Genomic DNA, 14,969 nt, shown 5'->3' on the forward strand with positions numbered 1-14,969 from the left:
CCGGCTCCGCACCAGGAGCGCGGCCCGCGGGTCGTGCCCACCCAGGACCCCCGGGTGCAGTGGGTCCTGACCCTCGCCGTCATCGTCGCGGGGGTCTGGACGATCCGCCCGCTGGGCCTCAGCGGCCGCGGTCTCGCCGTCGCCGCCCTCCTCCTGGTCAACTGCGTCGCCCTCGCCGCCCGCAACCTGCCCGAGGCCAAGGTCCCGCCACGCCTCGCGCTGATCTGGCTGACCTGCGGCGTCGTCGCCGCGGCCGCACTGATCGGCGTCAGCCGCTCCGGCTCCAGCTACCTCTTCGCGTACTTCCTCGTCGGCCACATCGGCTACCGGCTCCCGCCCCGGCAGGCCCTCGGCCTCGCGGCGCTGTGCAGCCTGCTGTGCGGCGCAGTCCTGTACTTCCGCATCGGCCCCGGCCACAACCTCCTGCCCTGGACGCTCGGCCTCACCACCGGCGGCCCGGTGCTGATGGGCATCGTCAACCGCACCCGCCAGCGCGCCGTCCAGGCCGTGGTGGAGGCCGCCGAGTCCGCGGAGCGCGCCGCGCGCGCCGAGGCGCAGGCCGCCGTCCTCACCGAGCGCGGCCGGATCGCCCGCGACGTGCACGACGTCCTCGCCCACTCCCTGGCGGGCATCAACATGCAGCTGGAACTGGCCGACGCGCTCATCGACACCGGCGACCTGGAGCAGGTCCGCGCGGCGAACAAGAAGGCGCACAGCATGGTGAAGGAGAGCCTGAAACAGGCCCAGTGGACGGTGCACGCGCTCCGCGAGGACTCCCTGCCGCTGCTGGAGAGCCTGACCGCGATGACCGAGTCGTCCGGCCACCACGACGCCCTCACCGTCACCGGGACCGTCCGCGAGGTACCGTCCCGGGTCACCCAGAACCTGCTGCGCATCGCCCAGGAGGCGCTGACCAACGCGGCCCGGTACGCGCCCGGCGGCGAGGTCCGCGTGGAGCTGGCCTTCGCCGCGGCGTCGACGACACTGAGGATCCGCAACGGCCCGGCGACCCGTGCGGTGAGCGCGGGCGTCGGCAGCGGGATGGGACTGATCGGCATGCGGGAACGGGTCGCGCTGCTGCGTGGGACGATCACCGCGGGCCCGGTCACCGACGGACCGGACCAGGGCGGCTGGCAGGTGGAGGCAGTGATCCCCGATGAGTGAAGCGACACAGCAGGACAAGGCGCGGGTGCCGCTGAAGGTCGTCGTGGCCGACGACCAGGCCGCCGTCCGCGAGCCACTCGCCGCGGTCCTCGGACTGGCCGCGGACATCGAGGTCGTCGCGGCCGCCGCCGACGGCACCGAGGTGCTCACCGCGGCCGCCGCCGGACCCGTGGACGTGGTCCTGATGGACCTGCGGATGCCCGTGATGGACGGCATCGAGGCGACCCGCCGGCTGGCCGAGGACCACCCCGGGGTGGCCGTCGTCGTCCTGACCACCTTCGCCGACGACGACTCGATCCTGGCCGCGCTGAGCGCCGGGGCCCGCGGCTACCTCACCAAGAACGCGGGGCGTCAGGACATCACCCGCGCCGTCCGCGCCGCCGCCGCGGGACAGTCCGTCCTCGACCGCGAGGTCCAGGACCGGCTCCTCGCCACCGTCCGCACCAAGGCCCCGGCGCCCGGGCAGCAGTTGCCCGACGACATCACGCCCCGCGAGCGCGAGGTGCTCACCCTGATCGGCCAGGGCCTGCCGAACCGGGCGATCGCCGAGAAGCTCTTCATCAGCGAGGCCACGGTGAAGACCCACATCAACAACCTTTTCGCCAAGGCGGCCATCCGGGACCGCGCCGACGCCGTACGCCGCGCCATCGCGGCCGGTCTCGCCTGACCCACGCGTCGCATACTGGATCACAAGGCACAACGCACCGCACGACGTCCAGGAAGCGGCATGAAACAGCACGACCCCGATCCGCCGCCGCCCCCGCCCGGCGGGATCCTCTGGGACACCGCGGGCGACATCCGCTCCCTGCTCGCGCTGCCCGCCGCGTTCGTCCTCCAGGTCGCGCACCCCGCCGTCGGCGCCGGGGTCGACGACCACTCGGTGTTCCGCACCGACCCGTGGGGCCGCGGTGAGCGCTCGCTGACCTCAGTCCTGCTCTGGGTGTACGGGGGAGAGGCAGCCGCCGAGGAAGGGCGCCGGCTGCGCCGCGTCCACCGCGACATCCGGGGCACCGATCCGCGCGGCCGCCAGTATCACGCGCTCACCCCGGCCCACTACGCGTGGGTGCACGCCACCGGCTTTCCGGTCTCCCGGCGGGCCCGGAGCTACTTCGCGCGGCCGTTCACCCCCGAGGAGGACGAGCGGTTCTACGCGGAGTGGCTGATGGTCGGCCGGATCCTCGGCATCCATGACCGGGACATGCCGCAGACGGTCGAGGAGTTCTGGCCGTACTACGCGAAGATGCTCGCGCGGGAGATCGGGCCGAACGCCGTGGTCGCCGAGCTGACGGACGCCCACCGGGCCATCCCGGCGCCGCCCGGGTCCCGGGTGCTGCGGCTGCTCTGGCCGCTTCTCGGCCCCGTGCTCGCCCGGGTGCTCCGGTTCCTGTCGATCGGGCTGCTGCCGCCGGAGGCCCGCGCGGCGATCGGGTTGCCGTGGTCCGCCCGCCAGGAACGCCGCCTGCGCCGCTGGGCCGTACTGGTCCGCTGGGCTGTCCCCCGCCTCCCCGAACGCCTCCGGTACCTCCCCATGGCCCGGCGAGCGAGAGCGGCGTCGCCGGGTGCACGCTGACCGTGGCCGGTCGCGCGGTTCCCCGCGCCCCTGAAGCGAGCTCCGCCCGCCCAGGGCCGCGGGACGCCGGGTCAGTGCTCCCCGTGGATACCGTTCGTCGCCGCGATCGACTTCCACGACTTCGGCTGCTCGGGCACCCCGGCCGTGCGCAGCGCGGAAGCCACGGCCGGCCGCGTCGGCTGGAAGAGCCACGTGTCGAACAACGAGGCCAGCGGCTTGCCGGAGACCTTCTCGGCGTAGGAGACGAAGTCGGAGACGGTGGCGTTGCCGTAGGCGTGCGCCGCCGGCCAGCCCTTCAGGATCTTGAAGAACTTCTTGTCGCCGACCGCGTCGCGCAGCGCCTGGATGGCCATGGCCCCCCGGTCGTAGACGGCCGCGTCGAACTGGTTCTCGGCACCGGGATCGCCCGGCTTCACCGTCCAGAACGCGTCGTCCGCCGGGTGCTGCGCGTACGTGTAGTCGGAGAGCTCCCGGGCCGTGCCCTCGCCCTCCTTCTCCGACCACAGCCACTGGCTGTAGCGGGCGAAGCCCTCGTTGATCCAGATGTCCTTCCAGCCGCGTACGGAGACGCTGTCGCCGTACCACTGGTGCGCCAGCTCGTGCACGACGACGGAGACGTTGGAGCCGTTCGCGAACTGCTTGGGCGAGTAGAACGGCCGCGTCTGCGTCTCCAGGGCGAACGACGACGGCACGTTCGGGACGTAGCCGCCCAGCGCCTCGAACGGGTACTTCCCGTAGACCGACTCCAGCCATTCGGCGACCTCGGTGGTGCGCTCCACACTGGCCTTGGCCGCGCCCTCGTTGGCGCCGAGGTCCTTGCTGTAGGCGTTGATGACGGGCAGGCCGTCGGAAGTCGTGTCAGTGGTGATGTCGAACTTGCCGATGGCGAGAGTGGCCAGATAGGTGGCCTGCGGGTGGCTCGAACGCCAGTTGAAGCGGGTCCAGCCCAGCTTCGAACTCTGCGACTGAAGCGTTCCGTTGGAGATCGCCTGGGTCCCGTCGGGAACCGACACCGAGACGTCGTACGTGGCCTTGTCGAGCGGGTGGTCGTTCGACGGGAACCACCAGGCCGCCGACTCCGGCTCGTTGGCGAAGACGGCACCGTCCGACGTGCGCTGCGGAGACGTGAAGCCCCACAGTTTCACCTCGGACGGCTTGCCCGCGTACTTCACCACGACTGTGAAGGGCGTGCCCTTCGGAAGCCCGGCCGCGGGCGTCACCGCCAGTTCCTGCACACCCGACTTGGCGAACGCCGCCTTCTTCCCGTTCACCCGGACCTCGCTCGCGGTCAGCCCGAAGTCGAGGTCGAAGCGCGACAGGTCCTGGGTGGATTCGGCGACGATCGTCGCCGTGCCCTCCAGCAGGTCCGTCTTCGGCTGGTACTTCAGACGCAGGTCGTAGTGGGAGACGTCGTAGCCGCCGTTCCCGTACGTCGGGTAGTAGGGATCGCCGATGCCCGAGGCCCCGGGCGCGAAGTCGGCCGCCGATGCCGGGATCGCCAGCAGCAGGGCGGCGGCCGCGAGCGCGCCGGGAGCGATGAGTCTGCGGTACACGGAAAACTCCAAGTCGTAGGAACAGACCGGGGACCGACCGCACACGACCGGAGGGAACCGGCCCCGTGTGATCGTGTTCGCGACCCTATTCAGCACCCGGTGCCCCGGTCATGTCCATGGCCCCTCCTGTCACACGATCGCCATTCGGCCGACATGTGCCTTTACGCCCCACGAGCCAGTCGCGGCGCGCTGATGCCCTCTGTCGCACGGAAGTTGACCCGTGTACCTTCCGGCCATGCCGATACCTGCCGGACGCATCCGCCGCCTCTGGACCCTCCTCGTGGGCGCGGCCGCCGCGGCCCTGCTCGCCGTGCTCGTCGCCCCGGCCGGCGCCGCGGCCCGCACCGCCGCGCCGACCGAGTCACGGCCCGTCTACTCGTACGAGAACGCCGTCCGCGAGTCCGTCTGGGTCGACACCCGGCTCGACGGCGACGGCGACGGCAGGACCGACCGGGTCGCCGTCGACATCGTCCGCCCCCGGGAAGCGGCCGCGCAGGGCCGCAAGGTACCCGTGATCATGGACGCCAGCCCGTACTACTCCTGCTGCGGGCGCGGCAACGAGAGCCAGTTGAAGACGTACGACGCGCACGGCGACATCGTCCGGATGCCGCTGTACTACGACAATTACTTCGTGCCCCGCGGCTACGCGTTCGTGGGCGTCGACCTCGCCGGCACCAACCGCTCCGACGGCTGTGTCGACGTCGGCGGGCGCTCCGACGTCGGGTCCGCCAAGGCCGTCGTCGACTGGCTGAACGGACGCGCCAAGGGCTACACCACCCGCACCGGCGCCACCCGCGCGAAGGCGACCTGGACCAACGGCCGCACCGGCATGATCGGCAAGAGCTACGACGCGACCGTCGCCAACGGCGTCGCCGCGACCGGCGTCGAGGGCCTGGAGACCATCGTCCCCATCGGCGGCATCTCCTCCTGGTACGACTACTACTTCCAGCAGGGCGCCCCGCTCTACGACTCCGGCCCCGACTGGCTGTCGGACTACGTGGAGAGCCCGGACGCCCGCGCCCGCTGCGCCGCCGTCCAGCAGCGGCTGGTCGACGAGGCGCCCCGCAGCGGCGACCGGACCTCCCTGTGGCAGGAGCGCGACTACGTCAAGGACGCCGCCAAGGTGAGGGCCAGCGTCTTCGTGGTGCACGGCATGCAGGACCTCAACGTCCGCGCCAAGCACTTCGGCCAGTGGTGGGACGCGCTCGCGAAGAACGGCGTCGAGCGGAAGATCTGGCTGTCGCAGACCGGGCACGTCGACCCGTTCGACTTCCGCCGCGCCGACTGGGTCGACACCCTGCACCGCTGGTTCGACCACGAACTCCTCGGCCTGCGCAACGGAATCGACCGCGAACCGATGGCCGACATCGAGCGCACCCCCGACCACTGGACCACCGACACGGTGTGGCCGCCGCGCACGACGCGGACCACCGCCCTGCGGCCCGGCCGGGGCTCCGCACCCGGCGTCGGCACCCTGAGCCTGAAGCCCGGCTCCGGCACGGAGCGCTTCACCGACGACCCCGCCCTCGGCGAGAGCGACTGGGCCGAGCGGATCGACACCCCGACGCCCGGCAAGGCCGGCTTCATCAGCCGCCCGCTCGGCAAGGACCTGCGGCTCTCCGGCTCCTCGACGGTGACCGTCACCGCGACGCCGACCACGGCCTCCGCCCATCTGTCCGCCGTCCTGGTCGACCTCGGCCCCGCCACGATCCGCGACTACGGGGCCGCCGGCGAAGGCATCACGACACTCACCGACCGCAGCTGCTGGGGAGCGAGCACGACCGGCGACAGCTCCTGCTTCAAGAACACCGGGACGGTGACCGCCGAGGTCGGCTCGACCGTATTCAGCCGGGGATGGGCCGACCTCGGCACCTACGCCGACCCCGGCCGGGGCCGCCCGCTCACCCCGGGCAGGCCCTACACCCTCACCGTCTCCCTGGCCGCGAGTGACCACGTCGTGCCCGCGGGCCACCGGCTCGCCCTGATCGTCGCGGGCACCGACAAGGACCTCATCGACCCTCCGGCCACCCGGCCGACCCTCACCCTCGACCTGTCCCGCACGGTGGCCCGCGTCCCCGTCGTCGGCGGCGCCGACGCCTTCGCGGCCGCCACCGCCACGGCCGCCGCACACCGCTCCACCGGCGCCGACAGCGTGCGCCCGACCCGCCCGCACCACCCCGTCCCGGGAGGCGAGTAGCCGATGAACGCCCGCAGCCGCGCCCTCGCCCTCTGCGCCGCCGCCGCGGCCCTCGCCGCACCCCTGGTGACGGTCGCCCCGGCCCGCGCCACCGCCACGTTCCCCAGCACCGGATTCGAGCGGACCAACGGCGCCCGCTGGACCAGCGCGCCCGAGGAACAGCGCCTGCTCACCGCCGTGGACCGGGCCTCCGACCGCGTCGCCGTCTCCCGCATCGGCACCACCGAACAGGGCCGCCCGCTCCAGCTGGTCCGCGTCGGCGCCCGGCACGCCGCCACCACCGTGCTGCTCGTCTGCAGCCAGCACGGCGACGAACCCGCCGGGCGCGAGGCCTGCCTCACCACCGTCCGTGACCTCGCCCGCGCCACGGACCGGACGACCCGACGCCTCCTGTCCCGCACGACCCTGCTCGTCGTGCCCACCGCCAACCCCGACGGGCGCGCCGCCGACACCCGCGGCAACGCCGACGGCATCGACATCAACCGCGACCACCTCGCCCTCCGCACGGCGGAGGCACGCGCCATGGCGGCCGTCATCCGCGACCGGCGCCCCGACGTCATCTACGACCTGCACGAGTACGGCGCCACCCCCGGGTACTACGACAAGGACCTCTTCGATCTCTGGCCGCGCAACCTCAACACCGCGCCCGCCGTGCACGACGAGTCCGAAACCCTGTCCGAGCGCCACGTCCGCCCCGCCGCCGGCGCCGCCGGGTACTCCACGGGCACGTACGGCATCTGGACCGACCCGGTCACCGGCGATCCGGTCAAGCAGACCGCGGGCGACGGCCAGGAACGCATCCTGCGCAACATGTCCGGCGTCAAGCACGCCCTCGGCCTGCTCATCGAGAGCCGCGTCGACCCCGGCACCCCGGCGGAGGAGGCCGACGCCGCCCTGAACAACCGGCGCCGCCGCGACTCCCAACTCGCCGCCCTGAAAGGCCTCTTCGGCTTCACCGAACAGCACGCCGGCCGGATCCGGGCCGCGACGTCGGCCGCGCGCGCCGCGGGCCTGAGCGACACCGGGCCCGTCTACGTCGGCGGCGCCGACAACGACCCGGCGCAGCCCGCCGAGATCATCCAGGACCCGCCCTGCGACTACCGCCTCACCGCCGCGCAATACGCCGAGCACAGGGACGAGTTGGCGCTGCACGGGATCCGCGTCGAGGCGGCGGGCGACGGGGTCCGGGTTCCGCTGCGGCAGTCCGCACGGGCCCTCGTGGCACTCCTCCTCGACGCCCGCGCCCCGTACCACCTGACGGAAGGGGAGCCCGACACCAGCTGTTGAACCTCACGACCCTCGTCTCCGGGTCCGTCAGCCGTTCCCGACCAGCCCCGCCACCTCCTCCGCGCACCCCCACGCGACGGTGACCCCGGCCCCGCCGTGCCCGTAGTTGTGCACCAACAGCCGCCCCGCACCGGCGGCCTCACGCTCGATGCGCACCGCGGGGCGCGCCGGGCGCAGGCCCACCCGGTGCCCGAGCACCCGCGCGCCCGCGATCTCCGGGCGCACCGCCGCGCATCGCCGCACGATCCCCTCCGCGACCGCCGGATCCGGGTCCAGGGACCAGTCGTCCTCCTGCGCGGTGCCGCCGAGGAGCAGCCGCCCGCCCGGCTGCGGGAAGAAGTACGTCGTGGCGTCCGACGCCTCCTCGGCGGAGGTGAACCAGGTACGGACCCCGGGGTTCTCCACGACCACCAACTGCCCGCGCACCGGCCGCAGCGACGGGTCCGGCACCAGCTCCCGCGCCCCGAGCCCCGTGCAGTTCACGACCACTCCGGCCGCCTCCGCGGCCTCTTCCAGGGAGCGCACCTCGCGCCGCTCCACCTCGACCCCGGAAGCCGCCAACTCGCTACGCAGCCAGGACAGATGGACCGGCATGTCGATCAGCGGAAGCCGCGCCGCGAGCCCGTCGCCGGTGTCCCGCAGCCCCGCCACCTCACCGGCCCACGCCCCGAGACCGGCAAGCCGGACACCCTGGTGTACGCCCTCGACCATCCGTACGCCCGTCTCGTCCGGGCGCCCCGCCCATTCCGCGTAGCGCCGCAGCGACCGCAGCGACCACGGCCCGACCCGCTCCACCGGGTCGATCCGGTACGGCCACCACAGCGCGCCCGCAACGGCCGAGGTGGTGCGCTCGGCGGGGTCCCGCGACCACACCCGCACCCGCCGCCCGGCCCGCGCGAGGAGCAGAGCGGTGGACATTCCCACGACCCCGCCGCCCACCACGATCACGTCACCGTTCACATCACTGTCCACGCCGGGACGGTAGCGGAATGTGTCATGCCGTGCTCAACACGGGTGCCGGATGGGGATACTCACACCATGTCTGCCGAGTACGCGACCTTCGGCCTGGCCCCGGCGATGCGCGCCGGGGGAGTGCTGGCCAACGGTGACTACCAGGTCCACCGGGACTTCCTGGACTTCATCGTCGACGGGCGCCCGCTGCTGTTCCGGCTCTCCGACCTCGACGCGGTCTCCCCGCTGGCCTCCGACATCCCGCCCGCCATCTTCACCGACCACGTCAGAAGCCTCCTCCTGGAGGCCGACGCACCGCTGTCCGACGGGCGGTACGTCATCTACGGCTGCCCCGAGTGCGAGGGACTGGAGTGCGGCGCCGTCACCGCCGTCATCGAGCGGGTGGACGACAATCAGGACGACTATGTATGGCGCGACTTCGCCTGGCAGACCGACGAACGGGTCGACCTGGAGCTCAACGGCTATCACGGCATAGGCCCGTTCCGCTTCCGGGGCGACGAGTACCGCACCGCGCTCGGCGGCCTGCTCGACGGAGCCGCGAGCACCCGCCGCCGGGTCCTGCTCATCGGCGCCCGCGTCGCCGTCCTCGCCCGGCTCGCCGCCGCCCTGCGCACCATCGGCATCGGTGCGGACATCACCCAGGACGCGACCGGCGTGCCCCCGGAGGAACTGCGCGGCTACGGGGCGGTCGCCTTCGGCCGCGCCGTCGACGAGGCCCAACGAGAGGCCGTCCGCGCCGAGTTCGACCGTGCCGGGGCCGACATCGCCTACGTCGACGGGCTCGCCCCGATCGTCCCGCTGCTCGTCGCGCAGATCGAGAGCGCCCTCGACCGCAGCCCCGCGGACCGGCGCCGGCTCACCCGGCTCGTCGCCGCCGACGGCGAGGCGGGGCTCGACGTCACCTCCACCTGCCGCGTCCGGCTCACCGCCTACCGCCTCGACCGCCTCTACCGCACCCACACCCACGACGTCTTCGACGCGGTGCTCGACCCCGGCCGGCACCGGATCTCCCTCGACAGGAAGGCCACCAAGGGGGAGTCCTTCCTCGTGGCCCGCACCACCGGGAGCGTGCTGGTGGCGCCGATGGCGCACTGACCGGCCCCGCCGGTCCGCTGATCCCCGTACGCCGTCCGACGCACGGGGCCGATTAGGATCAACGCCCTGATGACTGCCACCCTCGTAGCCAAGAACCTCGCCGCGGGCCACGGCGACCGCTCCCTGTTCGCCGGACTCGACCTCGTCGTCGCGCCCGGCGACGTGATCGGCCTCGTCGGCGCCAACGGCGCGGGGAAGTCCACCCTGCTGCGCCTGCTCGCCGGGCTCGACACCCCGGAGGAGGGGGAGCTGCTGCTCTCCCCGCCGACCGCGACCGTCGGCCATCTGCCGCAGGAGCCGGAGCGCCGCCCCGGCGAGACGATCCGCGCGTTCCTCGCCCGCCGCACCGGCGTCGCCGAGGCCCAGCGGGTCATGGACGAGGCCACCCAGGGGCTGGTCGACGGCACCCCGGGCGCCGACGACGCGTACGCGGTGAGCCTGGAGCGCTGGCTCGACCTGGGCGGCGCCGACCTCGACGAGCGCGCCGAGGAGGTCGCGGGCCAGCTCGGCCTGCGCGTCGGCCTCGACCAGACGATGACCTCGCTCTCCGGCGGCCAGGCCGCACGGGCGGGCCTCGCCTCGCTCCTGCTCTCCCGCTACGACGTCTTCCTCCTGGACGAGCCCACCAACGATCTCGACCTGGACGGCCTGGAGCGCCTGGAGGAGTTCGTCCGCGGCCTGCGCGCGGGCACTGTCGTCGTCAGCCACGATCGCGAGTTCCTCACCCGCACGGTCACCAAGGTCCTCGAACTCGACCTCGCCCAGCAGCAGATCAACCTCTACGGCGGCGGCTACGACGCCTACCTGGAGGAGCGCGACGTCGCCCGCAGGCACGCGCGCGAGGAGTACGACGAGTACGCCGACAAGAGGGCGGCGCTCGAAGGCCGCGCCCAGATGCAGCGCTCCTGGATGGACAAGGGCGTCAAGAACGCCCGGCGCAAGGCGACCGACAACGACAAGATCGGCCGCAAGTTCCGCAGCGAGTCGAGCGAGAAGCAGGCCGCCAAGGCGCGCCAGACACAGCGCATGATCGAACGCCTCGACGTCGTCGAGGAACCCCGCAAGGAGTGGGAGCTGCGCATGGAGATCGCGGCCGCACCACGCTCCGGAGCGGTGGTCGCCTCACTGCGCGACGCACGACTGCGGCGCGGCGACTTCGAGTTCGGCCCGGTCACGCTCCAGATCGACTGGGCGGACCGGGTCGCGATCACCGGCGCCAACGGCTCCGGCAAGTCCACCCTGCTCGCCGCCCTCCTCGGCCGGATCCCGCTCGACGCGGGCCACGCGAGCCTCGGCCCGGGCGTCGTCGTCGGCGAGGTCGACCAGGCCCGCGCGCTGTTCCACGGCCCGGAGACGCTGCTCGACGCGTTCGGCGCGGCGGTCCCCGACACCGAACCGGCCGAGGTGCGGACCCTGCTCGCCAAGTTCGGCCTCAAGGCGGACCACGTGCTGCGCCCGGCGGCGACCCTCTCCCCGGGCGAACGGACCCGGGCGGCGCTCGCCCTGCTCCAGGGCAAGGGCGTCAATCTCCTGGTCCTGGACGAGCCGACGAACCACCTGGACCTGCCCGCGATCGAGCAGCTGGAGCAGGCACTCGACTCCTACCAGGGCACGCTGCTCCTGGTCACCCACGACAGGCGGATGCTCGACGCCGTCCACACGACGCGCCGGTTCGAAGTGAACGACGGCAAGGTGAGCGCCTCGTAAGGGGCGTGGGGAACTGCGCGACCAGTCACGGACCGGCCCGCAGTTCCCCACCCACCTGACCGGCGCTACGCCAGCCCGGCCTTCTTCAACGCGTCGGCCATGGCCGAATTGGCGGGCGCGGCCGCGGGCCGCCCCTTGCCCCCGCCACCGGAACCACCACGACCACCCTGCCGATTCGACTGCCGCGGCGGCTTGCGGTCGCCGCCGCGCCCCCCGCGCTCCGGGCCGGAGGCCTTCTCGTCGTCGAGGCGCAGCGTCAACGAGATCCGCTTGCGCGGCACGTCGACGTCCTGCACCTTCACCTTCACGATGTCACCGGGCTTCACGACATCGCGCGGGTCCTTCACGAACGTCCGCGACAGGGCGGACACGTGCGCGAGCCCGTCCTGGTGCACGCCGATGTCGATGAACGCCCCGAACGCGGCGACGTTCGTCACGACGCCCTCCAGGATCATCCCCGGCTCCAGGTCGGAGATCTTCTCCACGCCCTCCTTGAAGGTGGCCGTCTTGAAGGCGGGCCGCGGGTCGCGCCCCGGCTTCTCCAGCTCCTTCAGGATGTCCGACACGGTCGGCAGGCCGAATGTGTCGTCCACGTAGTCACCCGCCTTGAGCGAGCGCAGCGTCCCGGTGTCACCGATCAGCGAGCCGACCTCGCCCCCGGTCGACTTCGCCATCCGCCGCACGACGGGGTACGCCTCCGGGTGCACGGACGACGCGTCCAGCGGGTCGTCGCCGCCCCGGATGCGCAGGAAGCCCGCGCACTGCTCGTACGCCTTCGGGCCGAGCCGGGCCACGTCCTTGAGGCCCTTGCGGTTGCCGAACGGGCCGTGCGCGTCGCGGTGCGTCACGATGTTCTCCGCGAGACCGGCGCCGATGCCGGACACGCGCGCGAGGAGCGGCGCGGACGCGGTGTTCACGTCCACCCCCACCCCGTTCACACAGTCCTCGACCACCGCGTCCAGCGAGCGCGACAGCTTCACCTCGCTCAGGTCGTGCTGGTACTGGCCGACACCGATCGACTTCGGGTCGATCTTCACCAGCTCGGCGAGCGGGTCCTGGAGACGGCGGGCGATCGACACGGCGCCGCGCAGCGACACGTCCATGTCGGGCAGCTCCTGGGAGGCGAACGCGGACGCCGAGTACACGGAGGCGCCCGCCTCGCTCACCATCACCTTGGTGAGCTTCAGCTCCGGGTGCTTGGTGATCAGCTCACCGGCGAGCTTGTCCGTCTCGCGCGACGCCGTGCCGTTGCCGATCGCGATCAGGTCGACCGCGTGCTCCTTCGCGAGCTTCGCCAGCTTGGCGATCGCCTCGTCCCAGCGGTTCGCCGGGACGTGCGGGTGGATGACGTCGGTCGCCACGACCTTGCCCGTCGCGTCGACGACCGCGACCTTGACGCCCGTACGGAAACCGGGGTCGAGGCCCAGCGTCGCGCGCGTGCCCGCCGGGGCGGCGAGCAGCAGGTCCCGCAGGTTCGCCGCGAAGACCTTGACCGCCTCGTCCTCGGCGGCCGTGCGCAGCCGCATCCGCAGGTCGATGCCGAGGTGCACGAGGATGCGGGTGCGCCAGGCCCAGCGGACGGTGTCCTGCAGCCACTTGTCGGCCGGACGCCCCTGGTTCCGGATTCCGAACCGGTCGGCCACGATCGGCTCGTACGAGCTCGGGGCACCGTCCTCGACCGGCTCCTCGGGCTCCAGGACGAGCTCCAGCACGTCCTCCTTCTCGCCGCGCAGCATCGCCAGGACGCGGTGCGAGGGAAGCTCCTTGAAGGGCTCCGCGAAGTCGAAGTAGTCGGCGAACTTGGCGCCCGCCTCCTCCTTGCCCGACTTCACCTTCGCCGCGAGCCGCCCGCGCACCCACATGCGCTCGCGCAGCTCGCCGATGAGGTCGGCGTCCTCCGAGAACCGCTCGGTGAGGATCGCGCGGGCGCCGTCGAGCGCGGCCTGCGCGTCGGCGACGCCCTTGTCGGCGTCCACGAACGCGGCCGCGGCGGCCGCCGGATCCACCGACGGGTCGCCGAGCAGGCCCTCCGCCAGCGGCTCCAGGCCCGCCTCGCGCGCGATCTGCGCCTTCGTGCGCCGCTTCGGCTTGAAGGGCAGATAGATGTCCTCCAGGCGCGCCTTGGTGTCGGCGGCGAGGATCCGCGCCTCCAGCTCCTCGGTCAGCTTGCCCTGCTCGCGCACCGAGTCGAGCACGGCGGTGCGCCGCTCCTCCAGCTCGCGCAGATACCGCAGCCGCTCCTCCAGGGTGCGCAGCTGGGCATCGTCCAGCGACTCCGTCGCCTCCTTGCGGTAGCGGGCGATGAACGGCACCGTCGAGCCGCCGTCGAGCAGCTCGACGGCAGCCTTCACCTGCCGCTCGCGTACGCCGATTTCCTCGGCAATCCTGCCTTCGATGGACCCAAGAGTGGGTGTCGCCACGATCCCGTACCGCCTAAGTCGAATGAGGTTGCGCGGCAATTGTGGCAGGTGACACCGACAACGGGGGATCAGGGCGCCGACCGGCCCCGACTCAGGCGGCCTTGCCGATGAGGTCCGGCGGGAAGGCGCCGTTGCCGAGCGCGGTGCCGATGAACCCGGTCGCCAGCTCGGTCAGACGGGCCACTCCGGCGCTGCCGAGGTGGTCGTAGGGGGCCCGGTCCAGTTCGTCGGTGAGCGTCTCGATCCCGGACCGCAGCCGTGCGCCCTCCTCGGTGAGCGTCAGGTCCTCGTCCGCGGTGAGCAGACCCCGCGCCCGCAGCCGCCCGGCCGCCGCGTCGTACTCCTCGCGGGTCCAGCCGCGCGTGGCGAGGAGGAACTTGGGGGACATGCCCTTTCCGGTGGCGACATGGCTGACCAGCGCCTCCACCGGGTCGAGACCGGCGCCGAGCAGGGCGGCGAGATGGCCGTCGCCGCGGTGCTCGCGCAGCAGCGTGGTCGCGTGCCAGTACGCCATGTGGGCCTGCTCGGGGACCGGGAGGTCGGCGTGCGCGGCGTAGAGCGGCCGGGCGTGGCGCGTGCAGGCCTCGGTCGCGCGCAGGGCGAGTTCGGCGGCCTCGGCCATCTCCTTCGAGGCGAGCGCCTCCTCGCCGATGAGCCGGCGCAGCGTCGTGTCGGCGGCACGCGCGCGTGCGGCGAGCACGTCCTCGGGCGAGGCGGCCTGCCACACCGCGGGCACGTGCCGCGCCACCAGCTCGTGCTTGAAGTTGTAGAAGGCGGCCGTCACGGTGCCGGCGCCGACGGCGCCCATGGCCGCCGCACGCACCGCGAAGTAGGCGGCATCGCGGTCCTCGACACCGACGGCGGCCATTTCCCGGCCCAGATCGGGTGAGAAGTAGTGCGTGGAGTGAAACGGATTGAGCACGTTGTGGCAGCGGCGGGCTGCGCGCAGGCGCGGGTCAGGAGTCATGCCAGCACGTTACCGACCGGTCGGTACGGGTGGGAAC

General features: G+C 72.8%; 11 protein-coding genes. 7 read left to right on the forward strand and 4 right to left on the reverse strand.

What is annotated here, in order from left to right:
* Positions 1-54 precede the first annotated feature (54 nt).
* The 3 genes from ABII15_RS33015 to ABII15_RS33025 are packed head-to-tail and all read left to right on the forward strand — an operon-like array spanning position 55 to position 2,734.
* On the forward strand, positions 55-1,164 hold the full coding sequence (locus ABII15_RS33015; RefSeq protein WP_353947275.1) for a histidine kinase: 1,110 nt from the start codon (positions 55-57) through the stop codon (positions 1,162-1,164).
* Entirely contained in the window at positions 1,157-1,831 is a 675-nt protein-coding gene (locus ABII15_RS33020) for a response regulator transcription factor (protein ID WP_353945946.1), read from the forward strand. Before ABII15_RS33015 ends, ABII15_RS33020 begins: the two co-directional genes overlap by 8 nt.
* A gap of 60 nt (positions 1,832-1,891) precedes the next feature.
* Positions 1,892-2,734 (forward strand): oxygenase MpaB family protein, encoded by an 843-nt coding sequence (locus ABII15_RS33025; protein WP_353945947.1) that lies wholly within the window; start codon positions 1,892-1,894, stop codon positions 2,732-2,734.
* Positions 2,735-2,805: 71 nt separating this feature from the next.
* On the opposite strand, the gene ABII15_RS33030 is transcribed toward ABII15_RS33025, so the two are convergent.
* Positions 2,806-4,287 (reverse strand): M1 family metallopeptidase, encoded by a 1,482-nt coding sequence (locus ABII15_RS33030; RefSeq protein ID WP_353945948.1) that lies wholly within the window; start codon positions 4,285-4,287, stop codon positions 2,806-2,808.
* 235 nt (positions 4,288-4,522) lie between these two features.
* Here ABII15_RS33030 and ABII15_RS33035 point away from each other — a divergent pair, with 235 nt between their 5' ends.
* Both ABII15_RS33035 and ABII15_RS33040 read left to right on the forward strand, forming a co-directional pair.
* Positions 4,523-6,484 carry a Xaa-Pro dipeptidyl-peptidase gene (locus tag ABII15_RS33035; RefSeq protein ID WP_353945949.1) on the forward strand — a complete coding sequence of 654 codons (1,962 nt, stop codon included), beginning with the start codon at positions 4,523-4,525 and terminating at the stop codon, positions 6,482-6,484.
* Positions 6,485-6,487: 3 nt separating this feature from the next.
* Positions 6,488-7,771 (forward strand): M14 family metallocarboxypeptidase, encoded by a 1,284-nt coding sequence (locus ABII15_RS33040; protein ID WP_353945950.1) that lies wholly within the window; start codon positions 6,488-6,490, stop codon positions 7,769-7,771.
* 27 nt (positions 7,772-7,798) lie between these two features.
* Here ABII15_RS33040 and ABII15_RS33045 read toward each other — a convergent pair whose 3' ends face one another.
* Positions 7,799-8,689 (reverse strand): FAD-dependent oxidoreductase, encoded by an 891-nt coding sequence (locus tag ABII15_RS33045; RefSeq protein WP_353947276.1) that lies wholly within the window; start codon positions 8,687-8,689, stop codon positions 7,799-7,801.
* Between the two features lie 120 nt (positions 8,690-8,809).
* Here ABII15_RS33045 and ABII15_RS33050 point away from each other — a divergent pair, with 120 nt between their 5' ends.
* Together ABII15_RS33050 and ABII15_RS33055 are read left to right on the forward strand one after the other, a co-directional pair.
* On the forward strand, positions 8,810-9,838 hold the full coding sequence (locus ABII15_RS33050) for an oxidoreductase (protein WP_353945951.1): 1,029 nt from the start codon (positions 8,810-8,812) through the stop codon (positions 9,836-9,838).
* Between the two features lie 69 nt (positions 9,839-9,907).
* On the forward strand, positions 9,908-11,545 hold the full coding sequence (locus ABII15_RS33055; RefSeq protein WP_353945952.1) for an ABC-F family ATP-binding cassette domain-containing protein: 1,638 nt from the start codon (positions 9,908-9,910) through the stop codon (positions 11,543-11,545).
* A gap of 65 nt (positions 11,546-11,610) precedes the next feature.
* Here the strand turns inward: ABII15_RS33055 and ABII15_RS33060 are convergent, their stop codons facing one another.
* Both ABII15_RS33060 and ABII15_RS33065 read right to left on the reverse strand, forming a co-directional pair.
* Positions 11,611-13,965, reverse strand: a complete 2,355-nt coding sequence (locus ABII15_RS33060) for a Tex family protein (RefSeq protein ID WP_353945953.1) — start codon at positions 13,963-13,965, stop codon at positions 11,611-11,613.
* Between the two features lie 91 nt (positions 13,966-14,056).
* Positions 14,057-14,932, reverse strand: a complete 876-nt coding sequence (locus tag ABII15_RS33065) for a hypothetical protein (protein ID WP_353945954.1) — start codon at positions 14,930-14,932, stop codon at positions 14,057-14,059.
* Positions 14,933-14,969: the final 37 nt, after the last annotated feature.

It is taken from the genome of Streptomyces sp. HUAS MG91, from assembly GCF_040529335.1.
GTDB lineage: Bacteria > Actinomycetota > Actinomycetes > Streptomycetales > Streptomycetaceae > Streptomyces > Streptomyces tabacisoli.